Origin of the sequence: Dokdonia sp. R86516 (assembly GCF_044596715.1) — a bacterium.
Classification (GTDB): Bacteria; Bacteroidota; Bacteroidia; order Flavobacteriales; family Flavobacteriaceae; genus Dokdonia.
The window spans coordinates 1,750,821-1,776,095 of the sequence record NZ_CP138998.1 but is presented as its reverse complement, the minus strand read 5'-3'; the positions used below and the strand labels follow the sequence as shown (position 1 = coordinate 1,776,095).

The 25,275-nt window shown below is 39.3% G+C and carries 16 protein-coding genes and 1 tRNA gene; 10 read left to right on the top strand and 7 right to left on the bottom strand.

Annotation, left to right across the window (positions count from 1 at the left end; all coding sequences use genetic code 11):
* The first annotated feature begins 12 nt into the window (after positions 1 to 12).
* Positions 13 to 978 carry a hypothetical protein gene (locus SJY23_RS08060; RefSeq protein WP_396595953.1) on the top strand — a complete coding sequence of 322 codons (966 nt, stop codon included), beginning with the start codon at positions 13 to 15 and terminating at the stop codon, positions 976 to 978.
* 102 nt (positions 979 to 1,080) lie between these two features.
* Here SJY23_RS08060 and SJY23_RS08055 read toward each other — a convergent pair whose 3' ends face one another.
* The 5 genes from SJY23_RS08055 to SJY23_RS08035 all read right to left on the bottom strand — a co-directional run bounded on the left by SJY23_RS08055 (position 1,081) and on the right by SJY23_RS08035 (position 6,381).
* Positions 1,081 to 3,384, bottom strand: a complete 2,304-nt coding sequence (locus tag SJY23_RS08055) for a M1 family metallopeptidase (RefSeq protein ID WP_396595952.1) — start codon at positions 3,382 to 3,384, stop codon at positions 1,081 to 1,083.
* A gap of 59 nt (positions 3,385 to 3,443) precedes the next feature.
* The gene (locus SJY23_RS08050; RefSeq protein WP_396595951.1) at positions 3,444 to 3,944 is read right to left on the bottom strand and encodes a DUF6702 family protein; all 501 of its coding nucleotides are present in this window, start codon (positions 3,942 to 3,944) and stop codon (positions 3,444 to 3,446) included.
* A 70-nt stretch (positions 3,945 to 4,014) separates the two neighbouring features.
* Positions 4,015 to 4,788, bottom strand: a complete 774-nt coding sequence (locus SJY23_RS08045; protein ID WP_396595950.1) for a hypothetical protein — start codon at positions 4,786 to 4,788, stop codon at positions 4,015 to 4,017.
* Positions 4,781 to 5,578 (bottom strand): carboxypeptidase-like regulatory domain-containing protein, encoded by a 798-nt coding sequence (locus tag SJY23_RS08040; protein ID WP_396595949.1) that lies wholly within the window; start codon positions 5,576 to 5,578, stop codon positions 4,781 to 4,783. Before SJY23_RS08040 ends, SJY23_RS08045 begins: the two co-directional genes overlap by 8 nt.
* Positions 5,578 to 6,381, bottom strand: a complete 804-nt coding sequence (locus tag SJY23_RS08035) for a hypothetical protein (protein ID WP_396595948.1) — start codon at positions 6,379 to 6,381, stop codon at positions 5,578 to 5,580. Before SJY23_RS08035 ends, SJY23_RS08040 begins: the two co-directional genes overlap by 1 nt.
* A gap of 125 nt (positions 6,382 to 6,506) precedes the next feature.
* On the opposite strand from SJY23_RS08035, the gene pepE reads away from it, so the two are divergent.
* Positions 6,507 to 7,211: a dipeptidase PepE gene (pepE, locus tag SJY23_RS08030; RefSeq protein ID WP_396595947.1), complete on the top strand. Its 705-nt coding sequence runs from the start codon at positions 6,507 to 6,509 to the stop codon at positions 7,209 to 7,211.
* A 129-nt stretch (positions 7,212 to 7,340) separates the two neighbouring features.
* On the opposite strand, the gene SJY23_RS08025 is transcribed toward pepE, so the two are convergent.
* Positions 7,341 to 7,416 (bottom strand) — tRNA-Gly (locus SJY23_RS08025).
* Positions 7,417 to 7,753: 337 nt separating this feature from the next.
* On the opposite strand from SJY23_RS08025, the gene SJY23_RS08020 reads away from it, so the two are divergent.
* The 8 genes from SJY23_RS08020 to SJY23_RS07985 all read left to right on the top strand — a co-directional run bounded on the left by SJY23_RS08020 (position 7,754) and on the right by SJY23_RS07985 (position 24,273).
* The gene (locus tag SJY23_RS08020; RefSeq protein WP_396595946.1) at positions 7,754 to 17,791 is read left to right on the top strand and encodes a beta strand repeat-containing protein; all 10,038 of its coding nucleotides are present in this window, start codon (positions 7,754 to 7,756) and stop codon (positions 17,789 to 17,791) included.
* A gap of 15 nt (positions 17,792 to 17,806) precedes the next feature.
* Positions 17,807 to 19,297: a hypothetical protein gene (locus tag SJY23_RS08015; protein WP_396595945.1), complete on the top strand. Its 1,491-nt coding sequence runs from the start codon at positions 17,807 to 17,809 to the stop codon at positions 19,295 to 19,297.
* Positions 19,298 to 19,303: 6 nt separating this feature from the next.
* Complete coding sequence (locus SJY23_RS08010) at positions 19,304 to 20,032, top strand: hypothetical protein (RefSeq protein ID WP_396595944.1); 729 nt, start codon at positions 19,304 to 19,306, stop codon at positions 20,030 to 20,032.
* Between the two features lie 15 nt (positions 20,033 to 20,047).
* Entirely contained in the window at positions 20,048 to 21,052 is a 1,005-nt protein-coding gene (locus SJY23_RS08005; RefSeq protein ID WP_396595943.1) for a hypothetical protein, read from the top strand.
* A 3-nt stretch (positions 21,053 to 21,055) separates the two neighbouring features.
* Entirely contained in the window at positions 21,056 to 22,225 is a 1,170-nt protein-coding gene (locus SJY23_RS08000; protein ID WP_396595942.1) for a gliding motility-associated C-terminal domain-containing protein, read from the top strand.
* Between the two features lie 67 nt (positions 22,226 to 22,292).
* On the top strand, positions 22,293 to 22,574 hold the full coding sequence (locus SJY23_RS07995; RefSeq protein WP_035334458.1) for a GNAT family N-acetyltransferase: 282 nt from the start codon (positions 22,293 to 22,295) through the stop codon (positions 22,572 to 22,574).
* Complete coding sequence (locus SJY23_RS07990) at positions 22,574 to 23,539, top strand: GNAT family N-acetyltransferase (protein ID WP_396595941.1); 966 nt, start codon at positions 22,574 to 22,576, stop codon at positions 23,537 to 23,539. Before SJY23_RS07995 ends, SJY23_RS07990 begins: the two co-directional genes overlap by 1 nt.
* Entirely contained in the window at positions 23,536 to 24,273 is a 738-nt protein-coding gene (locus SJY23_RS07985; protein ID WP_396595940.1) for a M15 family metallopeptidase, read from the top strand. Before SJY23_RS07990 ends, SJY23_RS07985 begins: the two co-directional genes overlap by 4 nt.
* Here the strand turns inward: SJY23_RS07985 and SJY23_RS07980 are convergent.
* Positions 24,270 to 25,232, bottom strand: coding sequence for a tetratricopeptide repeat protein (locus SJY23_RS07980; RefSeq protein WP_396595939.1), 963 nt, complete (start codon positions 25,230 to 25,232; stop codon positions 24,270 to 24,272). The genes SJY23_RS07985 and SJY23_RS07980 overlap by 4 nt on opposite strands.
* Positions 25,233 to 25,275: the final 43 nt, after the last annotated feature.

Sequence of the window (25,275 nt, the reverse complement as noted above, 5' to 3'; positions counted from 1 at the left end):
AAATCACAAATCATGCAAGCCAAGCTTATCAAACATGTTAACGCCTTACTGCCTTCGGGCAGTTCAATAAATGATGCTATAGCCACTGCGCTTGACATCAGTTATGATGCTGCTCATAGGAGAACTAGCGGTAAAAGCAAGCTATCTCTAGAGGAAAGCGTGCAGCTAGCGTCTTATTTTAATTGCTCGCTAGATGTTCTTAAAGAAGATGGGCTAAACAATATTGTTGCTATGAGAAAAACGCAACAAATTAAAACGCCAGCAGATCTAGAACACTATTTTAATAGTTCTTCAATTTCTGTAGCTTCCTTAACCTCCTCAAAAGACGTTACTCTTTATTATTCGGCTAAGGATATTCCTATTTTTCATACCCTTGCGGGAAATCTACTCACGCGTTTTAAAATATATGTCTGGCTTCGTTTGCTATCGTCTTCAGAAAAACGGATTTCCTTTGAGGCTTATAAAATCCCATTATCTGTGATTGAAGCAGCCAAGAAACTTGGTGATTTATATAAAGGTATTCCGAAGACTGAAATCTGGGATACAACTACTTTTAATAGTACGCTTAAACAAATACTATTCTATTACCAAGCAGGCATGCTCAGTATAGAAACGGCCACATCATTATGTAACCACCTATCAGAATTACTACAAAGTATATCTACAGAAGTAAGTAAAAAAGACAGTGATCTAAAAATCTATCATAACGAATTGTTACTTATGAACAACACTGTATTAATAGACACACCTTACAAGAAGGCTTTTTATGTTCCCTTTACTTTTTTAAGCTACTTTGAAACCTCTGACACAAAAACCTGCGAACAAGCTCATTTATATATCAAAGAGCAATTACAGCAGAGTAAGTTTTTAAATACTGCAGGAGAGCGGGAACAACATTTGTTTTTTAAAAAAATACAAGATAAGATTGACGCTCTCGTGCAATTGATTTCGGCAAGTGATGTGCTAGGTTTTGAATAGATATTGCTTAAGTAATCACAAGCTAATTAAATAAAAGCAAAAAAAAAACTGCTTCTCGACGGAGAAGCAGTTTTTCACTTTTTCGCGAAAGCGAAACTAGTATTATCCTTTATTTTGATTTTTGAACTTATCAAACTCACCTAGCTTTTTTGCTTTTGGCCAGCTGTTGTTATCAGTATCAATATCTGCTGTTTCAAGATCTGGATCTACGGTAATCTTTACGATTTCCTTATCTGATGCGATTGCCTTACTTACTTCTGCATCATTCTTTCTCCATACTTGAGCTGGATACGTAACTTTTTTCTTAGTTCCGTCTGCATACTCATACTCTACGATGATAGGCATTGGGATTCCTCCTGGCTTTTCAAAAACAACTTTGTATAAAAACTTAGGTGTGTTGATTTTTGCACGCTCTTCTGGAGTAAAGTTGTCCATAAGATATTCCTTAAGTGTAGCCGAAGATTCTAAAATATCTCTACCTCTCATATCTTCTGTAAACTCTGGGCTATCTTCATCTACTACATAGATAGCTTCAATAGCGCTAGGATCTGTAACACCGTAACGAGCAAGTAATTCTTTACCAGCCGCGGTCACATTATCTGTAACGTAGTATTGCTTTACTTCTTTGAGACCAATATCTACAGCTTCTGTGCTATAGAACCATCCTCTCCAGAACCAGTCAAGATCTACTGCAGATGCATCTTCCATAGTACGGAAGAAATCTTCTGGACTTGGGTGTTTAAACATCCATCTCTGAGCATACGTTTTAAATGCATGGTCAAAAAGCTCATGTCCCATTACTGTCTCACGAAGTATATTTAAAGCCGTTGCTGGCTTACCATATGCGTTTGCTCCAAGGTTAAAAGCATTTTCTGGGTTAGACATGATAGGTGCAATATATTCTTGATTTCCCTTCATGTATCCTACAATTTTTGATGGCGCCCCTCGTCTAGATGGGTATGTGTCATTTCCTTTAATTGCTTCTGGGAAGTTCTGTCCAAATTCTTGCTCTGTAAGAAACTGCATAAAGGTATCTAGACCTTCATCCATCCATCCCCACTGACGCTCATCACTGTTTACAATCATAGGGAAGTAGTTGTGACCTACCTCGTGTATGATTACAGAGATCATCCCGAATTTTGTTCTGTCACTATAAGTTCCATCCTCATTAGGACGTCCATAGTTCCAGCAAATCATAGGGTACTCCATTCCTTGTCCTTTTGCGTGTACTGAGATCGCTTTAGGGTAAGGGTAGTTAAATGTATATTTTGAATATGTATCAAGTGTTTGTACAATCGCCTTAGTAGAGTACTCTTCCCATAATGGGTTTCCTTCTGGAGGGTAGATAGAAATTGCCATTACATCACGCTCTGGAAATTTTACTGCTTGAGCATCCATGATATAGCGACGAGATGACGTAAATGCAAAATCACGAACATTTTGAGCTTTAAGCTTCCAAGTTTGAGTTGCTTTTACATTTCCTGCAGCAAGCTTCTCTGCCTCTGCTTGTGTACGGATAATCACAGGCTTGTCATAAGACTTCTTTGCCTGCTCCCAGCGCTTCATTTCTTCTTTGCTGTAAACTTCTTTTAAGTTTGTGATCTCACCTGTACCATCGAGTAAGTGATCTTTAGGAACTGTAATGTCTACTTCGTAATCACCAAATGGTAATGCAAATTCTCCATTACCCCAGAACTGGTAGTTCTGCCATCCTTCTACATCATTATATACTGCCATTCTTGGGAAGAACTGAGCAATAATGTATCCTTTATTACCGTCTGCATATGTTTCATATCCAGAACGAGCACGATCTACTGTGTGCTCAGGAACAAGGTAACTCCATTTTATAGAAAATGTGTAAGTATCTCCAGCCTTAAGTGGTTGTGGCATATCAATACGCATCATGGTCCAGTTAATAGTGTGCTTTAAGTCACGACCGTTTGCCTTTACCTCTTGAATTTTAAAACCTCCGTCAAAAGGCTCACTTTTCATAAAAGAACCTACAAAAGAACCTGGCTGAGATACAGCTCCTACTCCTCCACCATTTTTTTCCTTTGCTGGAGAGTCTTTTTCTCTCACGTTTTGATCAAGTTGTACCCATAAGTACTCAAGATCGTCTGGTGAGTTATTTGTGTAAGTAATAGTCTCAGAACCATTGATAATCTGTGTATCATCATTAAGGTTAATAGACATTTTATAGTCTGCAGTGTTCTGGTAGTACGCGTGACCAGGAGCACCAGAAGCAGTTCTATACTCATTAGGAGTAGACATCTCATTGTAAAGCTGTCTAAACCTGTTTGTGTTTTCGTGTCCCATAGGACGCTCTTGTGTTTGTTCTTCTTGAGCAAAAGCGCTTGTCCCTAGAAGTAAAAATGCCGCGAGCAGCATATACGTGTAACGAATCATAAGTTTGTTGAATTTGTTTTATCGCTTAAAAATAGCCAAACAATAAAGGGGTTAAGTCTTTATTTGGTAAATTTTAACAAGCCTTTAGCATTTGCCGCCGTGAGTAGAAAGCTTTTCTTTTTTCCAGCTATGGTGGTATGAACCATATTTTTCTGATCTGGAAATATATCCATCAGTAATGTGCTCTCAATTTCAAATGTATTTATTGACGTGACATCAAGTACTTCTAGATAGCAAACCACGTAATCATCTTCATACTTTTTACCCACAAAATTCATCTCGCGTTGCTCACCGTCTACAGTAATAAGCATCTTTTTTTGAAAGTATTTTACGAGATACTTATCAAGCTCTTCTTGATCTGATGCCTCATCTACAGTGAGATCAGTATCATAGCGCTCTTGAATTACCGCTTCTAGATCGTCATAAAACAATCGAGTGATTATCTGGATAGATTGTGCCTCCTCATTATAATTAAGGTCTGTAACGCTTAGATAGTACTTATGGATTGATGCTGCCATAATTAAAGGTGCAACAACTAGAAGTAGAATGATTTTTTTCATAGTGAGATTAATGGATGTGTTACGCTTTCGCGAAAGCATACTTATTCGTTTTCAACAAATATGCCACAGCTTAATTTTTATTCATCAAAGATCTATATGCCGCAGATTTTTCAATCATAAAATCCAGCAAACCTAATGCATTATTTGTATCAACCAGCTCCTTTGCTTTAGGATCTTCAAAAGTATAATAAACGAAATCTTCTATATATTCTTTCTCAATATTGAGCTCATTCATATAAATACTATCTGAAAACGTATACCTGCTTTCTTGAACCAATTTTTCAAATCTAGAAACTTCAATATGCTTTTTGAGCATCTTTAATCTACCGGTAATGGAGTTTATGAGTCCATCTATAGGTATACCTCCACCACTAGATATAGCTGTATGATAGCGACGTTCTTCAACAGTGCGCGGTGGCGCAGTATTCTCCGGAATACCTAGATCTGTAGGTGTGATTTTAGGCTCATAAGTTGTGCTTCCTATATCTTTAGTAATATCTCCTGTGAGGTCTATATTACTAATGTTTACTTGATCTAACTCTGTGATTTTAGGGATAAGATATAAGGTGATCTTACCTCGATTATACATGGTCTCATTCACAACAAATTGTCTGGGCTCGTATTGCACAGCGCTTATATTAATAGTATCATTAAGGCGAGCTTCTATAGCAAATTGCCCATTACTAGAAGTTATAGTTCCACGTTTTAAGGAAAGGTTTACAATCGTAAGATTTGCCTTATCGATAGTGTCATTAAGAACTTGCCCCTCTAGCATAATGGCCTCCTGACTCATCGCCGTGAGCGCACTCACAAATAACAGTGCTAGTAGTAGATATTTATTCATTATTCTTATCATTTGTAGGTAAGGTGCCTTCGGCGGCTTTTAGTTTCAAATATACGGGAGATTTTGTGAGCATAAAGTCTAGCAACCCCAAAGTATTACCTTCGTTTGCTATTGCCTCTGCTCGCTCATCCTCAAAAACATAATAAACAAAATCTAAAATAAGCTCATCAGGAATATTAAGTGACTTGATGTACATACTGTCATTAAAGTTATCTCTACTGCCTTCCACTAAGGCTCTGAATTTTGAAATCTTCAGCTGATTTTTGAGCATTTTTGTGCGACCACTTATCGCATTTATAAGCGACCCTAGTGGACCTGCACCTCCTGTTGCACCATAAAACCTGCGTTCTTCGGCAGTCATTGTAGGTCTAGCATTTGCTGGAATACCTAAGTCTCTAGGATCTATAAAAACTTGCAAAGGAACAGCACTTAAATCTTTAGCTAAATCGCCACTTAAGGTTATATTACTCACAACAACCTCGTCTAGTTCATTCACCTTGGGTTCTAAGTAAAAAGATATCTTGCCTCTACCATATATTACTGGAGTCACAACAATCTGTCTACTCTCATATTGTACAGCACTAATATTGAGCGTGTCATGTACTCTTACCGGAATTTCAAAAACTCCATTTGCATTTGTGGTAGCACCTCTTTTAAGCGTAAGATTGACAATATTGAGTTGACTGACGCCTATCGTATCGTTAAGAACGGTACCGGTAAGGATTATTGTTTCTTGACCTAATCCCGAAAAGGCAACAGTAGATATTATAAGTAGTAATAGTCTTTTCATTAATTCCCTTTAAGTTGCGCACCTTGTCCTATGAGCAAAATCTTATATTCTTTTTGCTTAGACAGTAAATACTCCAGCGTACTGAGCTTATTTTTTAAATCAACATCTTTTAACTGCTCGTCATCTTTAAGCACCCAAAAAGTAAAATCATCAATGTATTCTTCTGGTATTTGTAGCGAACTAGTAAAAACAGCATCTGCATAATAGTTTCTCAGTTGATCAACCCTTTTTTGATATTCCATAATCTCAACCGCTCTTTTAAGACGTTTAGTCTTTCCAGAAAGCTTATTGAGAATTCCATCTAATGAAACATCTAACCTAAAATTTTGCCTACCTACCTGATCTGGCGGTTTTGATGTTGCTGTATGCAATCTGCGATATTCCACGGCAATGGGCTTTCTCTTAACACCAAGCGCCTTAGGTCTAACTACAAGTTTTACTTCCTTTGCATCTTTCTTAATATTACCTGATAGCCCATTATTTGATAATTGAACCGTTTGTAGTTCGCTCACATCAGGAGTCAAAAATACTTCAATAAACCCACTATCATATATCTTCTCAGTTACCGTAAGTTGTTCTGTTTTAAACTGCAGTGCTTTAATTATTAGTGTATCTCCTTTGCGCACCTCAATATTGAATGTGCCCTTAGAACTAGTGATGGTTCCTTTTTTTGTTGTGATATTGGCGACTGTCACTTGCCCTACATCATCATTCATATTTAGTAATCTACCCGTAATTTCACGAGATTCTTGACCATTTAAAGTGGTTCCACACATGAATATTAAAAGAAAAAAGAATCTCATTTACAATCAGTTAGTCATTTCAAAGAAAAACGTAACTATCCCAAAAAACTATCAATACTACTCTAAAATTTTGTTAATTGGCAATCACATGATCACTAGTTTGTATTTTTACCCAAAGCCTTACAATGTCTAAAAACCTAATCATAGCAAGCACCTCCACTGTTCATGGCAGTGGCTATCTAGAATATTTACTTCCTACACTTGAAAAACTATATACTGGTGTAGATGAGATATTATTTATCCCATACGCACGTCCAGGAGGCATAACTCATGACGATTATACGGCAATTGCTCAGAAGGCATTCTCAAAAATCAATAAAAAGGTCATAGGTATCCATACTTATAAAGACGCTGCAGAAGCAATAAAGGTTGCCCAAGGAATTTTTACAGGTGGCGGAAATACATTTGTATTAGTAAACCAGCTATATAAAAATGCGGTCATGCAACCACTTAGAGAGGTGTTACTTGATGGCATTCCATACTTAGGAACTAGTGCGGGGAGTAATATTTGTGGTCTTACGATGCAAACTACAAATGACATGCCCATAATCTACCCTCCTAGCTTTAAGACACTAGGAATGGTTCCTTTTAATATCAATCCGCATTATTTAGATCCAGACACAAACTCTACCCACATGGGAGAGACTAGAGAAACTAGAATCAAAGAATATCACGCTTATAATACAGTACCCGTGATAGGTTTAAGAGAAGGAAGCTGGATAAGAGTAGAAGGAAAAAAAAGTATTTTAGAGGGAACTCTTTCGGCTAGAATATTTGAACAAAACAAAACTCCCTACGAGATAGATACAAATACACTTCTCACTTTCTAAGAATTACGCTTTCGCGAAAACATCTTCTTTTAACCCACAGATCCTAAAACGTTTAAATCTCGTATATACATAGCGTGGTGATTTAAATCCATAAAAAAAGTCTCTACATTAACGTAGAGACTTTTCTATTGGAGCGGGAGACCAGGTTCGAACTGGCGACATTCAGCTTGGAAGGCTGACGCTCTACCAACTGAGCTACTCCCGCGTTTATTGAAGCTAAGCTTCAAAAGGTATTAACATCAAATCTGTTTGATATTAAAGCGAGGCAAAAATACTTTTTTTTTGAATACCTGCAAGAAAAATGCAAAAAAAATTTTCACATCAACATTTACCACTAATATGCATTTCATCGATACAATTGAACCATTCATCCAAAACAATCTGATTACCAGTATACATAACCTACCTTACCAATCAAGCATAAAAAAAAGTTTATTTTAGAACTAGTTAGACCGACTTAACATGGGTATTTTTAACTAAAAAAGGTTCAAAATAGCTTATCCCAACTTAAAATATAATTACCCTATTTAATTACACCTCAAATGAAAAAATTACTAATCCTTTCAAGCTTTTTATTAGTATCCTTATCTGCCTTCGGTCAGGTAAAGATAGGTGACAATCCAAATACAATTGATGGCTCTTCTCTTCTTGAACTTGAGAGCACCAGCAAGGTATTAGTTGCCACAAGAATAAGTACAAGTCAAATGAATGCTATCACTCCACTTTCTGGAGCTCTAGTATTCAATACTGATGAAAATTGCTTTTTCCAATACACAGGATCAAACTGGCAGAGCTTATGCCAGATAGCTTCAATGATTGTTGATAATAACGACGGCACATACACGTATACAGATGCCAATGGAAACTCTCAAATTATCAATACTCAAGCTTCTTCTAACCCATATGACAACTCAAATTCAGGACTTGTAGGGACAAACGTACAAGATGCTATAGATGAAGTTAATACAGCAATAGGTAATGTTGCAATTGTAGACAACGGTGATGGAACTTATAATTTTACAGACCCAAGCGGAACCACAACTACTATTGCAGATACTTCGATTTCTACTTTAGTTGATAATGGAGACGGAACATACACGTATACAGATGAAACTGGGGCAACGCAAATAATTGATACGACTGCATCTGGGAACATTTTTGAAAATAATGGCACCGGACTTTCCTCAGATACCGTACAAGAAGCAATAGAAGAAATCAATGCCGCAATAGGAACCGTTGCACTCGTTGATAACGGAGATGGAACTTACGACTTTACAGATGCTAGCGGGACTACTACAACAATTACAGACACTTCTATTTCGACATTAGTTGACAACGGAAATGGAACTTACACTTACACTGATGAAATTGGAGCGACTCAAATAATCGACACAAACGCCTCTGCAAATCCTTATGACAACACAACTTCTGGACTAGCAGCAACAAATGTGCAGGACGCTATTGATGAAATTACAGGAGCTTTAAGTGCTGTAAACGTAACTTTAGTAGACAATGGAGATGGAACATATACTTTCACTGACGTATTTGGTAATGAAACTACGATTGCTGATACATCTGTATCAACACTAGTTGACAATGCAGACGGAACATACACCTACACAGATGAAACAGGAGCGACTCAAGTAATCGACACAAACGCTTCTGCAAATCCTTATGATAATACAACGTCTGGACTAGCAGCTACTAATGTGCAAGACGCTATTGACGAAATCAACGCAGCAGCAGGAACAGTAGCGCTCGTAGATAATGGAGATGGAACATATGATTTCACAGACGCAAGCGGAACTACAACGACTATCGCAGATACTTCTATCTCGACACTCGTTGACAACGCAGACGGAACATACACCTACACAGATGAAACAGGAGCAACGCAAGTAATCGACACAAACGCTTCTGCAAATCCTTATGACAACTCAACTTCAGGACTCGTAGCGACAAACGTGCAAGATGCAATTGATGAAATAAACGCAGCAGCAGGAACAGTAGCTCTTGTTGACAACGGAGATGGAACATATGACTTCACAGACGCAAGCGGAACGACAACGACTATCGCAGATACGTCTATCTCTACACTCGTTGACAACGCAGACGGAACATACACCTACACAGATGAAACAGGAGCTACGCAAGTAATTGACACAAACGCTTCTGCAAATCCATATGACAATACAACGTCAGGACTAACAGCTACAAACGTACAAGACGCTATTGATGAAATCAACGCAGCAGCAGGAACGGTAGCGCTAGTAGATAACGGTGACGGAACTTACGACTTTACAGATGCTAGCGGGACTACTACAACAATTACAGACACTTCTATTTCAACATTAGTTGACAACGGAAATGGAACTTACACTTACACTGATGAAATTGGAGCGACTCAAATAATCGACACAAACGCCTCTGCAAATCCTTATGACAACACAACGTCAGGACTCGTAGCAACAAATGTGCAAGACGCTATTGACGAAATCAACGCAGCAGCTGGAACAGTAGCGCTAGTAGATAACGGCGATGGAACATATGACTTCACAGACGCAAGCGGAACGACAACAACTATCGCAGATACGTCGATCTCAACACTAGTAGACAACGCAGACGGAACATACACCTACACAGATGAAACAGGAGCAACGCAAGTAATCAACACAAACGCTTCAGCAAATCCTTATGACAATTCAACATCTGGATTAGCAGCAACAAACGTGCAAGAAGCTATTGATGAAATCAACGCAGCAGCAGGAGCAGTAGCGCTCGTAGATAACGGTAACGGAACGTATGATTTCACAGACGCAAGCGGAACTACAACGACCATTGCAGATACTTCTGTATCAACGCTAGTTGATAATGGCAATGGAACTTATGGTTATACCGATGAAACTGGAATAACCACAGTAATTGACACTAACGGCTTTAATATTACAAATACTGTGGCAGGTAATACAATTGCAACGGTTACTGACGCGGCAGGAAATGCAACAGATATTAATGAAACTGTAACAACCTTTGCAGACGCAATGGACGGTTTAATCACATATACTGATGAAAATGGAGATCCACAAACAGTAGCTAAGTCAGATATCACAGATAATACTGACGGAACATACACGTTCACAAACAATGATGGATCAGACGTTACCATTAACACAAACGGTATTGTAATTGCTGATGTCAATGACGGACAAGTAATAGCTACCATAACAGAAGCCGATGGCACTGTTTCTAACATTGAAGAAACTATAACTTCAATTTCTGATGATAACACTGCCACTTCCGTGAAAACAATTGCAACCTATACAGATGAGGAAGGAAACGATCAAGTTATTGATGAAACAGTAACAGACGTTACTGACTTAAATGCAGCGGCAGTTACAAACACCATTGCTACCTATAACGCTGAAGACGCAACAGCTTTTACAATTGCAGAAACAGTTACTACAATCTCAGATGAAACTGACGGAAACGTTACATTCACAAATGAAGCAGGTGCAACAATCACTGTGGCTAAAGCTGACATCACAGATAACGCAGACGGAACGTACACATTCACAAACAATGATGGGTCTGATGTAATTATTGATACTAACGGTGTTGCTATCACAGATGTCATTGCTGGTAACCTTATCGCAACAGTAACAAACGCAGATGGAACAGCAGTTGAAATTGATGAAACAATCACAGACGTTACTGACTTAAATGCAGCGGCAGTTACAAACACCATTGCTACCTATAACGCTGAAGACGCAACAGCTTTTACAATTGCAGAAACAGTTACTACAATCTCAGATGAAACTGACGGAAACGTTACATTCACAAATGAAGCAGGTGCAACAATCACTGTAGCTAAAGCTGACATCACAGATAACGCAGACGGAACGTACACATTCACAAACAATGATGGGTCTGATGTAATTATTGATACTAACGGTGTTGCTATCACAGATGTCATTGCTGGTAACCTTATCGCAACAGTAACAAACGCAGATGGAACAGCAGTTGAAATTGATGAAACAATCACAGACGTTACTGACTTAAATGCAGCGGCAGTTACAAACACCATTGCTACCTATAACGCAGAAGACGCAACAGCTTTTACAATTGCAGAAACAGTTACTACAATCTCAGATGAAACTGACGGAAACGTTACATTCACAAATGAAGCAGGTGCAACAATCACTGTAGCTAAAGCTGACATCACAGATAACGCAGACGGAACGTACACATTCACAAACAATGATGGGTCTGATGTAATTATTGATACTAACGGTGTTGCTATCACAGATGTCATTGCTGGTAACCTTATCGCAACAGTAACAAACGCAGATGGAACAGCAGTTGAAATTGATGAAACAATCACAGACGTTACTGACTTAAATGCAGCGGCAGTTACAAACACCATTGCTACCTATAACGCAGAAGACGCAACAGCTTTTACAATTGCAGAAACAGTTACTACAATCTCAGATGAAACTGACGGAAACGTTACATTCACAAATGAAGCAGGTGCAACAATCACTGTAGCTAAAGCTGACATTACAGATAACGCAGACGGAACGTACACATTCACAAACAATGATGGGTCTGATGTAATTATTGATACTAATGGTGTTGCTATCACAGATGTCATTGCTGGTAACCTTATCGCAACAGTAACAAATGCAGATGGAACAGCAGTTGAAATTGATGAAACAATCACAGACGTTACTGACTTAAATGCAGCGGCAGTTACAAACACCATTGCTACCTATAACGCTGAAGACGCAACAGCTTTTACAATTGCAGAAACGGTTACTACAATCTCAGATGAAACTGACGGAAACGTTACATTCACAAATGAAGCAGGTGCAACAATCACTGTAGCTAAAGCTGACATTACAGATAACGCAGACGGAACGTACACATTCACAAACAATGATGGGTCTGATGTAATTATTGATACTAATGGTGTTGCTATCACAGATGTCATTGCTGGTAACCTTATCGCAACAGTAACAAATGCAGATGGAACAGCAGTTGAAATTGATGAAACAATCACAGACGTTACTGACTTAAATGCAGCGGCAGTTACAAACACCATTGCTACCTATAACGCTGAAGACGCAACAGCTTTTACAATTGCAGAAACGGTTACTACAATCTCAGATGAAACTGACGGAAACGTTACATTCACAAATGAAGCAGGTGCAACAATCACTGTAGCTAAAGCTGACATTACAGATAACGCAGACGGAACGTACACATTCACAAACAATGATGGGTCTGATGTAATTATTGATACTAACGGTGTTGCTATCACAGACGTTATTGCTGGTAACCTTATCGCAACAGTAACAAACGCAGATGGAACAGAAGTCGAAATTGACGAAACAATAACAGATGTTACTGACTTAAACGCAGCGGCAGTTACAAACACCATTGCTACCTATAACGCTGAAGACGCAACAGCTTTTACAATTGCAGAAACAGTTACTACAATCTCAGATGAAACTGACGGAAACGTTACTTTCACAAATGAAGCAGGTGCAACAATCACTGTGGCTAAAGCTGACATTACAGATAACGCAGACGGAACGTACACGTTCACAAACAATGATGGGTCTGATGTAATTATTGATACTAACGGTGTAGCCATAACAGACGTTATTGCTGGTAACCTTATCGCAACAGTAACAAACGCAGATGGAACAGAAGTCGAAATTGACGAAACAATCACAGATGTTACTGACTTAAACGCAGCGGCAGTTACAAACACCATTGCTACCTATAACGCAGAAGACGCAACAGCTTTTACAATTGCAGAAACAGTTACTACAATATCTGATGAAACTGACGGAAACGTTACATTCACAAATGAAGCAGGTGCAACAATCACTGTAGCTAAAGCTGACATCACAGATAACGCAGACGGAACATACACGTTCACAAACAATGATGGGTCTGATGTAATTATTGATACTAACGGTGTAGCCATAACGGATGTTATTGCTGGTAACCTTATCGCAACAGTAACAAACGCAGATGGAACAGCAGTCGAAATTGACGAAACAATCACAGATGTTACTGACTTAAACGCAGCGGCAGTTACAAACACCATTGCTACCTATAACGCAGAAGACGCAACAGCTTTTACAATTGCAGAAACAGTTACTACAATATCTGATGAAACTGACGGAAACGTTACATTCACAAATGAAGCAGGTGCAACAATCACTGTAGCTAAAGCTGACATCACAGATAACGCAGACGGAACGTACACATTCACAAACAATGATGGGTCTGATGTAATTATTGATACTAACGGTGTTGCTATCACAGACGTTATTGCTGGTAACCTTATCGCAACAGTAACAAATGCAGATGGAACAGAAGTCGAAATTGACGAAACAATAACAGATGTTACTGACTTAAATGCAGCGGCAGTTACAAACACCATTGCTACTTATAACGCTGAAGACGCAACAGCTTTTACAATTGCAGAAACAGTTACTACAATATCTGATGAAACTGACGGAAACGTTACATTCACAAATGAAGCAGGTGCAACAATCACTGTGGCTAAAGCTGACATCACAGATAACGCAGACGGAACGTACACATTCACAAACAATGATGGGTCTGATGTAATTATTGACACTAACGGTGTTGCTATCACAGATGTCATTGCTGGTAACCTTATCGCAACAGTAACAAACGCAGATGGAACAGCAGTTGAAATTGATGAAACAATCACAGACGTTACTGACTTAAATGCAGCGGCAGTCACAAACACCATTGCTACCTATAACGCTGAAGACGCAACAGCTTTTACAATTGCAGAAACAGTTACTACAATCTCAGATGAAACTGACGGAAACGTTACATTCACAAATGAAGCAGGTGCAACAATCACTGTGGCTAAAGCTGACATCACAGATAACGCAGACGGAACGTACACATTCACAAACAATGATGGGTCTGATGTAATTATTGATACTAATGGTGTTGCTATCACAGATGTCATTGCTGGTAACCTTATCGCAACAGTAACAAATGCAGATGGAACAGCAGTTGAAATTGATGAAACAATCACAGACGTTACTGACTTAAATGCAGCGGCAGTTACAAACACCATTGCTACCTATAACGCTGAAGACGCAACAGCTTTTACAATTGCAGAAACAGTTACTACAATCTCAGATGAAACTGACGGAAACGTTACATTCACAAATGAAGCAGGTGCAACAATCACTGTGGCTAAAGCTGACATCACAGATAACGCAGACGGAACGTACACATTCACAAACAATGATGGGTCTGATGTAATTATTGATACTAATGGTGTTGCTATCACAGATGTCATTGCTGGTAACCTTATCGCAACAGTAACAAACGCAGATGGAACAGAAGTCGAAATTGATGAAACAATCACAGACGTTACTGACTTAAATGCAGCGGCAGTTACAAACACCATTGCTACCTATAACGCTGAAGACGCAACAGCTTTTACAATTGCAGAAACAGTTACTACAATATCTGATGAAACTGACGGAAACGTTACATTCACAAATGAAGCAGGTGCAACAATCACTGTAGCTAAAGCTGACATCACAGATAACGCAGACGGAACGTACACGTTCACAAACAATGATGGGTCTGATGTAATTATTGATACTAACGGTGTTGCTATCACAGATGTCATTGCTGGTAACCTTATCGCAACAGTAACAAATGCAGATGGAACAGAAGTCGAAATTGACGAAACAATAACAGATGTTACTGACTTAAATGCAGCGGCAGTTACAAACACCATTGCTACTTATAACGCTGAAGACGCAACAGCTTTTACAATTGCAGAAACAGTTACTACAATCTCAGATGAAACTGACGGAAACGTTACATTCACAAATGAAGCAGGTGCAACAATCACTGTAGCTAAAGCTGACATCACAGATAACGCAGACGGAACGTACACGTTCACAAACAATGATGGGTCTGATGTAATTATTGATACTAACGGTGTTGCTATCACAGATGTCATTGCTGGTAACCTTATCGCAACAGTAACAAACGCAGATGGAACAGCAGTTGAAATTGATGAAACAATAACAGATGTTACTGACTTAAACGCAGCGGCAGTTACAAACACCATTGCTACCTATAACGCTGAAGACGCAACAGCTTTTACAATTGCAGAAACAGTTACTACAATCTCAGATGAAACTGACGGAAACGTTACATTCACAAATGAAGCAGGTGCAACAATCACTGTAGCTAAAGCTGACATCACAGATAACGCAGACGGAACGTACACATTCACAAACAATGATGGGTCTGATGTAATTATTGATACTAACGGTGTTGCTATCACAGACGTTATTGCTGGTAACCTTATCGCAACAGTAACAAATGCAGATGGAACAGAAGTCGAAATTGACGAAACAATAACAGATGTTACTGACTTAAATGCAGCGGCAGTTACAAACACCATTGCTACTTATAACGCTGAAGACGCAACAGCTTTTACAATTGCAGAAACAGTTACTACAATCTCTGATGAAACTGACGGAAACGTTACATTCACAAATGAAGCAGGTGCAACAATCACTGTGGCTAAAGCTGACATCACAGATAACGCAGACGGAACGTACACATTCACAAACAATGATGGGTCTGATGTAATTATTGACACTAACGGTGTTGCTATCACAGATGTCATTGCTGGTAACCTTATCGCAACAGTAACAAACGCAGATGGAACAGCAGTTGAAATTGATGAAACAATCACAGACGTTACTGACTTAAATGCAGCGGCAGTCACAAACACCATTGCTACCTATAACGCTGAAGACGCAACAGCTTTTACAATTGCAGAAACAGTTACTACAATCTCAGATGAAACTGACGGAAACGTTACATTCACAAATGAAGCAGGTGCAACAATCACTGTGGCTAAAGCTGACATCACAGATAACGCAGACGGAACGTACACATTCACAAACAATGATGGGTCTGATGTAATTATTGATACTAATGGTGTTGCTATCACAGATGTCATTGCTGGTAACCTTATCGCAACAGTAACAAATGCAGATGGAACAGCAGTTGAAATTGATGAAACAATCACAGACGTTACTGACTTAAATGCAGCGGCAGTTACAAACACCATTGCTACCTATAACGCTGAAGACGCAACAGCTTTTACAATTGCAGAAACAGTTACTACAATCTCAGATGAAACTGACGGAAACGTTACATTCACAAATGAAGCAGGTGCAACAATCACTGTGGCTAAAGCTGACATCACAGATAACGCAGACGGAACGTACACATTCACAAACAATGATGGGTCTGATGTAATTATTGATACTAACGGTGTTGCTATCACAGATGTCATTGCTGGTAACCTTATCGCAACAGTAACAAACGCAGATGGAACAGAAGTCGAAATTGACGAAACAATCACAGACGTTACTGACTTAAACACTGCTACAAATACAAATCTTATTGGAACATATAACAATGAAGGTGCAACTCCTTTTGCTATTGAAGAGACAGTTACTTCACTAACCTTTGACGATACTACTAACGAGTTAGAGTTTATAGATGAAACTGGCACTCCAAACCCAGTAGATTTAAGCTCACTAGAACATACAGGAACTGAAGGTTCTATTTTCTTTGCAGGAGCAGACGAAACTCCTACTGAAGATAATGACCAGTTATTTTGGGATGCTGCAAATAATAGATTGGGAGTTGGTACTAATACACCAGATAACAAGCTACAAGTAACGGGAGCTATTCGTTCTGCAGGTTTTTTAAATTCTGATGGTAATGCTAGCGAACCTGCGTATAGATTTACAGATGACACAAATACAGGAATGTACAGTCCAGCAGCAGATGAAATAGGCTTTACAGTAGGAGGATTTGAAGCAATGAAAATCGATGAAGCAACAACCGGAAACACCGTTGTTATAATCAATCAGACATTAGATCTAGACGGACCTGTACTAGACGAAAATGATTTACCTGGAACAGCAGGGCAAGTACTAACAGCTACTGCAACCGGCACAGAATGGGCAGATGCCGCAGCAGAGACAGTAACAACTTTTGTACAAGACGACACCCCTACTACTACAGATGCTACAGCAACAGGAGAAATTACTTATACTGATGAAGCCGGTAATCCTTTTACCGCTCAGGTTGTAAGTGCAGATGCAGATAATGCACTCTCTGTCGGAACAGATGGTGGAGCATTTATGTCAGTCGCTCCTACGGTTTATTCAGTAGGAAAAGTGGGTGCTGCTGGTGGAGGAGCACTTTTTAATGCTACCGTAGTAAATACAGGTACAGGTACGTACCAAGTAACATTTACCACTGCACTACCAAATGCAAATTACATCATTCAGTTAAGCCAGCCAGGAAGAGCAGGCGCAGGAAATGATGATCCAGGTATATCATACTCAGGACAATCTGCAACTGGATTTACAGTTAATATTGGAGATAATGATAATGGTGGTTCTGATCGCGCATTCTTCAATTCAGAATTTATGTTTACCGTATTAACCATCCCAGGATTTTAAGGACTCCCCCCTACTATGAAAAAAGCAATTTTTATAATTCTCTTAAGTTTTTACGCTTTCGCGAAAGCGCAAACCACAGACCCTGCATATTTAATAAATGTGCAAAAAGCATCACAATCAGAAATAGACGCCTATGACCCGGCAGATCTAGAAATAGGTATGCTAGTATACAATACAGATGTAAATAGAATATTTGAATATACCACATCAGGCTTTTTAGCAATACTAACCGATGTCGATGTATCTGAAACAGTAACTACTTTTGTAGATAATGGTAACGGTACGGCCACGTACACAAATGAAAATAACACCGCTGTCACTGTAGGAATTGTAGGTCCACAAGGACCGGCAGGTGCAGATGGAGCAACAGGTGCAACTGGACCGCAAGGACCAGCAGGTGCAGATGGAGCTACAGGCGCAACTGGACCGCAGGGACCAGCAGGTGCAGATGGGGCAACTGGACCACAAGGACCAGCAGGTGCAGACGGAGCAACAGGCGCAACTGGACCGCAGGGACCAGCAGGTGCAGATGGGGCAACAGGCGCAACTGGACCGCAAGGACCAGCAGGTGCAGATGGAGCAACAGGTGCAATTGGTCCACAAGGACCCGCAGGCGCAGATGGAGCAACGGGTGCAATTGGACCACAGGGACCCGCAGGTGCAGACGGAGCAACTGGAGCGATTGGACCGCAAGGCCCCGCAGGTGCAGACGGAGCAACAGGTGCAACTGGGCCACAAGGACCAATAGGTCCAAAAGGAGCTGACGGTGCGACTGGCGCTACAGGACCGCAAGGACCACAAGGGCCAGCCGGTGCAGATGGCGCAACAGGTGCCACTGGCCCGCAAGGAGATGCTGGACCGCAGGGACCTACTGGTGCAACCGGAGCAGATGGCGCAACTGGACCAGCTGGACCTACTGGAGCACAAGGCCCTGTAGGACCTCAAGGACCAGCTGGACCCACAGGCGCTCAAGGAGTAGAAGGACCACAGGGACCCGTAGGACCATCAGGAACATACACCGGATTTTTTATTATAGACAACAGCACATTAACCACCACTGGAACATATAGCCAGAGTATATCTGGCATCCCTTTTGAGCCATCACAAGTTACTTTTAAGGCGCATCCTAATATAGGGTCGTTTAACATTAATGATGATAATGCGCTAGGAGCAAATAATACTGGATTGCTTGAAAACACCTTTGGCGCAATGAATGGATTTGCTCGAGCAGGCAGTCCTATTGCACAGGCGGTTATATTTTCTGGCGGAAGTGGTAGCTCTATTAATAACATATCTAGATATGCAAATAACACGCAATGTATAGGCTTAAGATATACTAACAATAACGGTAATAATCTAGGTGTTATCTCAGCATCTCTTGCTAGCTTTACGGCTACAGGTTTTAATCTTAATGTAACTTATACCATAGGAACAACAGGAGGCCCTGCTTTTAGTGATGACATACTTGATGAGTCAGTTATTGTGTTATTTACCGCCTACGAATAAAAAACTATGAAAAACAACCCTTTATATATAACTATACTTCTTGTTTTTGTTTATGCTTTCGCGAAAGCGCAAACCACAGACCCTGCATATTTAGTTAATGTACAGAAGGCATCACAGTTAGAAATTGACGCATACGATCCCGCAGATTTAGAGATTGGAATGCTGGTTTATAATACAGATGAAAATAGGATTTTTGAATATACAAATAATGGGTTTTTAGAGCTTCTTACAGAGAAGAATATATACACTGGATGGTTTATCATTTCTGGAGAAGGAGTGGTCACAGTAAGCGACATTCCATTTACGCCATCACAGGTAACCTTCTCGGCGGCAGCAAATGTAGAGAGTCGGGATATTGATTCTGATAATGGCGTAGGGAACAATGACAGAGGTATTGACAACTCTTTTGGGTCAATGAAAGGGTTTGCAAGAGATGATGACGGCACAATAACGCAACAAGTGATGTATTCTGGAGGACACGGAAATTCTATAAATGACAACTCTAGATATGCCAGCAGGAGCAACTGTATAGGCATACGCTACGGTGATCAAAATGGTAGTAGTCTAGGTAAAATAGAAGGAGCATTTACCTCTTTTACTGCAGATGGGTTTACTATTACTGTAAATTATACAGATGGTGTTATTACCGCAAATAGTACAAACGTTCTAGTAGATGTTCAACCTGGAGATGTAAATAATGAAGCACTACTCGTATTATACACGGCTTATAAATAATAAAAATCTAACAATATGAAAAGTTACCTATATATTTTCGGTGTTATATTTTCTATCGCTTTCGCGAAAGCGCAAACAGTAGATGCCCAGTTATTACAACAACTTAAGCACGACGATGGTGTAGGAACCTCTAATGTTACTGGAACACCTCTTGAGGGGACTATTATTTACGACGATAATCTAGACTCTATTTACTACAGAAACACTACACAATGGGTACGTCTACTAAGTACAAATGACCTTGGGTCAAATAACAGCAGTACTCCTACTCTTAACGTTACCAAGCAAACCATTGGTTATTCCTTTGCTGCTGCTCAAACAGCTGCAAATGGAACAAATAACTATAATACTAACTGTACTGTGACAAAAATTGCAGGAACAACTGGAAGATACAGTGTCGCATTTACATCTCCACACCCTAATGGAGCATCATACCCAATAACTCTAGGCATACAAGAAGATTTAACTAACAGAGACGGTCGCATCGCACAAGTAGTGACAGGCACACAGACTGCAAACGGGTTTGATGTATATATAGGCACTGGTGATAACGGTGGCACTGCAGATGTTTATGTAGAGGAAGTTTGGTATTTTAATGTAACAGCAGAGATTGAGGTTGTTACAGATGTATCCTTATCTGGAAGTACCTCACCCCCTAGTGGCGTGACCTCATTAACTTCTAGCGGAACTCCTACGGGAGACTTCACAAACATACAGCTCAATGATAACAATGCATTTTACTGGGCATTACAATTTAATGCGCCTAATGCTCCCGGGACATACAATTATGAAATATTACTAGATAATGTACCTTATGATATAGGTACTTTAAACCTAGGCAATCACACAGTAGTAGAGCAGGATAATCTAGATGGAACTTTTGACTATTTATTTACTAGCACTAGCCCTATAAATGGTAATAATGCTTATCGTGAGATATCTGCAAGCTCAGTTAATTTTGTTACAAGCACGGGAACAGGTACTTCTTGCGGTTGTATTACCTTTTACTTATTACCCTAAATTATGAATGATATAAAAACATATGCAATTGTAACATTAGTTCTTCTAGCTACAGCTTTAAGTACTTCTGTCACATATGCTCAAGAATCTTTGCACAACTTTGGTAATATGCAGATACATCAAGATGGGGCTATAGGTTTTCACGGTGATTTAATTAATGATGGAGACTTTGACAGTAATCTTGGTCTTGCTGGTTTTTACAATCCAACAGAAGAACTTTTTGTACTAGGTAATAACAAGCCTGTATTCTTCAACATGGAGGTAGATGTTCCAGAAGATCTCAACTTTGAGGTGTCTGTAGGTGTTACAAACTTTTTAGATTTTATAAACGGGAGAATTACGACCCCAAGAGAAGACTTAGGAATTAATCTTGACCTTACTAATGATGCAATTTACTTAGGAGAAAGTGATGACAACCATGTGGACGGTTATGTTACAAATCAAGGTAATCTAGAGTTTGACTTCCCTATAGGTGATGATTTTAAAATACGCCAACTCACAGTAGTTCCTCTAGATCCTGCTGGGGACGTGTATCAAGCAGCATATTTCTTTGAAGATCCTAATACTCCAAGTACGCTTTCTGGATCTTTTGATAGGGATTCTTTTCAAAACACATTATCTATTATTGACCCTAATGAATATTGGGATTTAAATGGCACACTACCCGTTCAAGCTAGACTTACTTGGGATGAGGACACACAGGTACCCGTACTAGCAGACGGCATTGAGTCTCTGAGAGTCGTAGGTTACTCTGAAGCTCTAAATAGATGGGTTGACTTAGGAAATACACAGATTACAGGAAGTGAAACTAATGGCCAGATTACATCTGACATCTTTGAGCCAAATGGTTTTTCTGCGCTTACGCTTGGGTCTGTTTTGAGAGGAGGAAGCTCTATAAATGTTTACACTTTCTTTTCTCCTAATGGTGATGGCATCAATGAAACTTTTGTCATAGAAGGATTAGCTACCAGTCCAGACAATGAACTATTTATTTTTAATAGATGGGGCGTAGAGGTTTTCTCAATGAAAAACTACGACAATTCCTTTGACGGAACCTCGCAGGGAAGGGTGACTGTATCTCAAGACGATAAACTGCCAGTGGGAACTTACTACTATGTACTCAAACTTAAAGATCAAAAAGATCTAGCAGGTGCATTTTATATAAATCGCTAAATATTTCCCAAAAACGGACTTTGTTAGGCTGCTTTGCGCTTTATTTATATTTTTAAATAAAAAAGTGATGACCATACAGCATAAAGAAAGAGAGGATAGAGGTGTCTTTTACATAAAGGGTGAAAATGGTATTATATCCGAACTCACATACTCTAAAGACGATAACTCTGTGATTACTATAGACCACACAGAGACAAAAATCCCACAAGAAGGGCAAGGTTATGCATCAAAACTTGTAGCTCGTACTGTAGCATTTGCAAGAGAACATAATCTTAAAATAAATCCGCTATGTCCGTTTGCAGAGGTTCAATTTGATCGTAACCCAGAATTTAAAGACGTGCTTGCTTAATGACTTCTATTCTGGAAACAGAACGTTTGTATTTAAGAGCATTTACCTATAAAGATGCTATGCATCTTTATGCAATGAATAATGATCCAGAGGTCATTAAATATACTGGAGATAGGGCATTCAAGAGTCTCAAGGAAGCCCAAGATTTCGTAAGTGAATATATTAGGTTGCGCACTATTAAAGCAACCAAAAATTCATCAAAAGAATCTTTAGCGAGATATGCTGTGATTAGAAAAGAAGATGATGCTTTTTTAGGATGGTGTGGGCTTAAACTTCACAAAGAAAAAGGAGCAGTAGATATAGGTTTTCGATTTTATAAAAAATACTGGAAGCACGGATATGCTACAGAAAGTGCCAGAGGTTGTATAAGCTATGCTTTTTCTAATCTACAATTACCATTTCTAATTGCTCACGCACATGTAGATAATGCACAATCTCGCAAAGTTTTAGAGAAGTGCAACATGATTGAAATAGAGAAAATTGATTACGACAATAATCCTTCAATCTTATATCGTCTAGACAATGAGGATTACACGCTTCGGGAAATTGTTGCTCAAGATACATGGCCAGTAAGACATCCTGTTTTACGAGCTGGAAGACCCCTTGAAGATGTATATATGGAGGCAGATGAAAAAGCTTCTACTTTTCATCTAGGTATGTATCATAAGCACACCATTGTAGGTGTAGCAAGCTTTATGGAAGACACTCATGAGGCATTTACAGGCGTCCAAACACGTTTACGAGGAATGGCTGTATTACCAGAATATCGCAATAAAGGAATAGCCGCACAAATACTTAATAAGGGTGAAGAAATCTTAAAGAAAAGAAAACGCACCATCTTATGGTTTAACGCTCGTACTATTGCTCTCGGCTTTTATAAAAATCTAGGTTATACTATGATAGGGGAAGAATTTGATATTCCGCAAGTAGGCCCTCATGTTAGAATGAAAAAAGACTTAATATGAACAGACGCACATTTTCAAAATTAACATTGCTAGGAGCCGTTGCTGCTTCCCTCCCACTTCCCGCAACGACTTCAATTTTTCAAGGTATTTCTGAAGATGAATTACTTGGTAAAGGTGCTCCACTTCTTACTAAGACCTCAGCATACCGACTTCGGCCGGAAGCTGCAGTTGCTTATGAAGAGATGAAAAGTGCGGCGCTTAAGGAAGGAATCAAATTCCAGGTAGTATCTAGCTATAGAGACTATAACCACCAAAATAGAATCTGGGAACGCAAGTACAATCGCTTTCGCGAAAGCGGACTCAACCCTACTGCGGCAATTGAAAAAATAATTGAATACTCTACCATCCCTGGAACTTCAAGACATCACTGGGGCACAGATATAGATATTGTAGACGCCACTCCAAAAGTTTCTGGAGGACTACTCGTACCATCTAAATTTCATGGCAATGGTCCCTTCTGTAAGTTTAAAGAATGGATGGATAAGAACGCAAATACCTACGGCTTTTACTTGGTCTACACAGATGACCAAAATCGTAAAGGTTTTAACTATGAGCCTTGGCATTACAGTTTTAAAAGCTTATCTCTTGACTATCTTAAGAAATATCAAGAGTTGCCTATTAAAAACAAATTACAATCGGCTAAATTATTAGGAAGTGAGCATTTTACAGAGGCGTTTATAGATCGCTATCTTCAGGATAATGTAATGGATATTAATCCGGCTTTACTCACTTAAAGCAACTGGATTTCCTTGCGTTCTAGCAATGCTTCCTTAAAGTCAGAGCGGCTAGCTAAGGCTTTGCCTATCCATTGCTGTGCTTTTATTTTATCTCCTTTATGCTTGTAAATCTGCGCTAGACGCAAGTAAGCCCAGTCTTTTGGGACTCCGTCTTTGGCTGTATAATTATCAATATATTTATGTAAACAAGATATTCCTTGATCTAGGCCTATACCGTATTGACCAGCGATTTTTCCGAATTGATAATGCAATCTATTATCTTCCTTATGTTTACTCTGAGCAGCCTGCACTGTAGCAAGTGCATCTTCTGGTTTATTGTTTTTTTCGTAATGCTCTTGTAATTTTTGGTAGCAGGTTAGAGAGCCACCTACTTGAACTGCCTTTCTATAATTCACCTCTGCATCATTAGGACGATCATTATATTCTGCAATATACCCATGCGCTAGATACCCGTCTACCGGTGATATATTTGCAAGCTGATCTGCATATTTCATGGCTTTATCTTCACTTCCACCTATAATACTTGGTAATTGGATATAAAACTCAATAAGCGCCCATCTGGCTTCAATATGTTTTGGGTCTAGTGAAGCGGCCGTTTCAAACGACTTCTTTATATCACCTATCATGGTCGCCGCTCTCAATTTATTTACTGCTAGCGCTTTCATACCCATCACACCACCATATTTATAATGATAGTTTGCATTCTCAGGAGACTGCTCAACTAGTTGCTCATAATATGATATTGCTTCATTCCAGTTTTCGGCATAGCCTTCTATATCGCCTAGATATTCGATAGTTTTTGCATGAGTGGGATGCGTAGATAAGTATGTTTTGAAAAATGGTTTTGCTTGTTGATATTGTTCTTTCTTAAAAAGAGTTTCCGCTTTCGCGAAAGCGGTATCATTTTGCGCTACCACAAAAAGGGGAAAACACAATAAGAGAATCCATTTTATCATTTTAAAATTTTTATCAAATATATACCAATATGATGCCAAAACT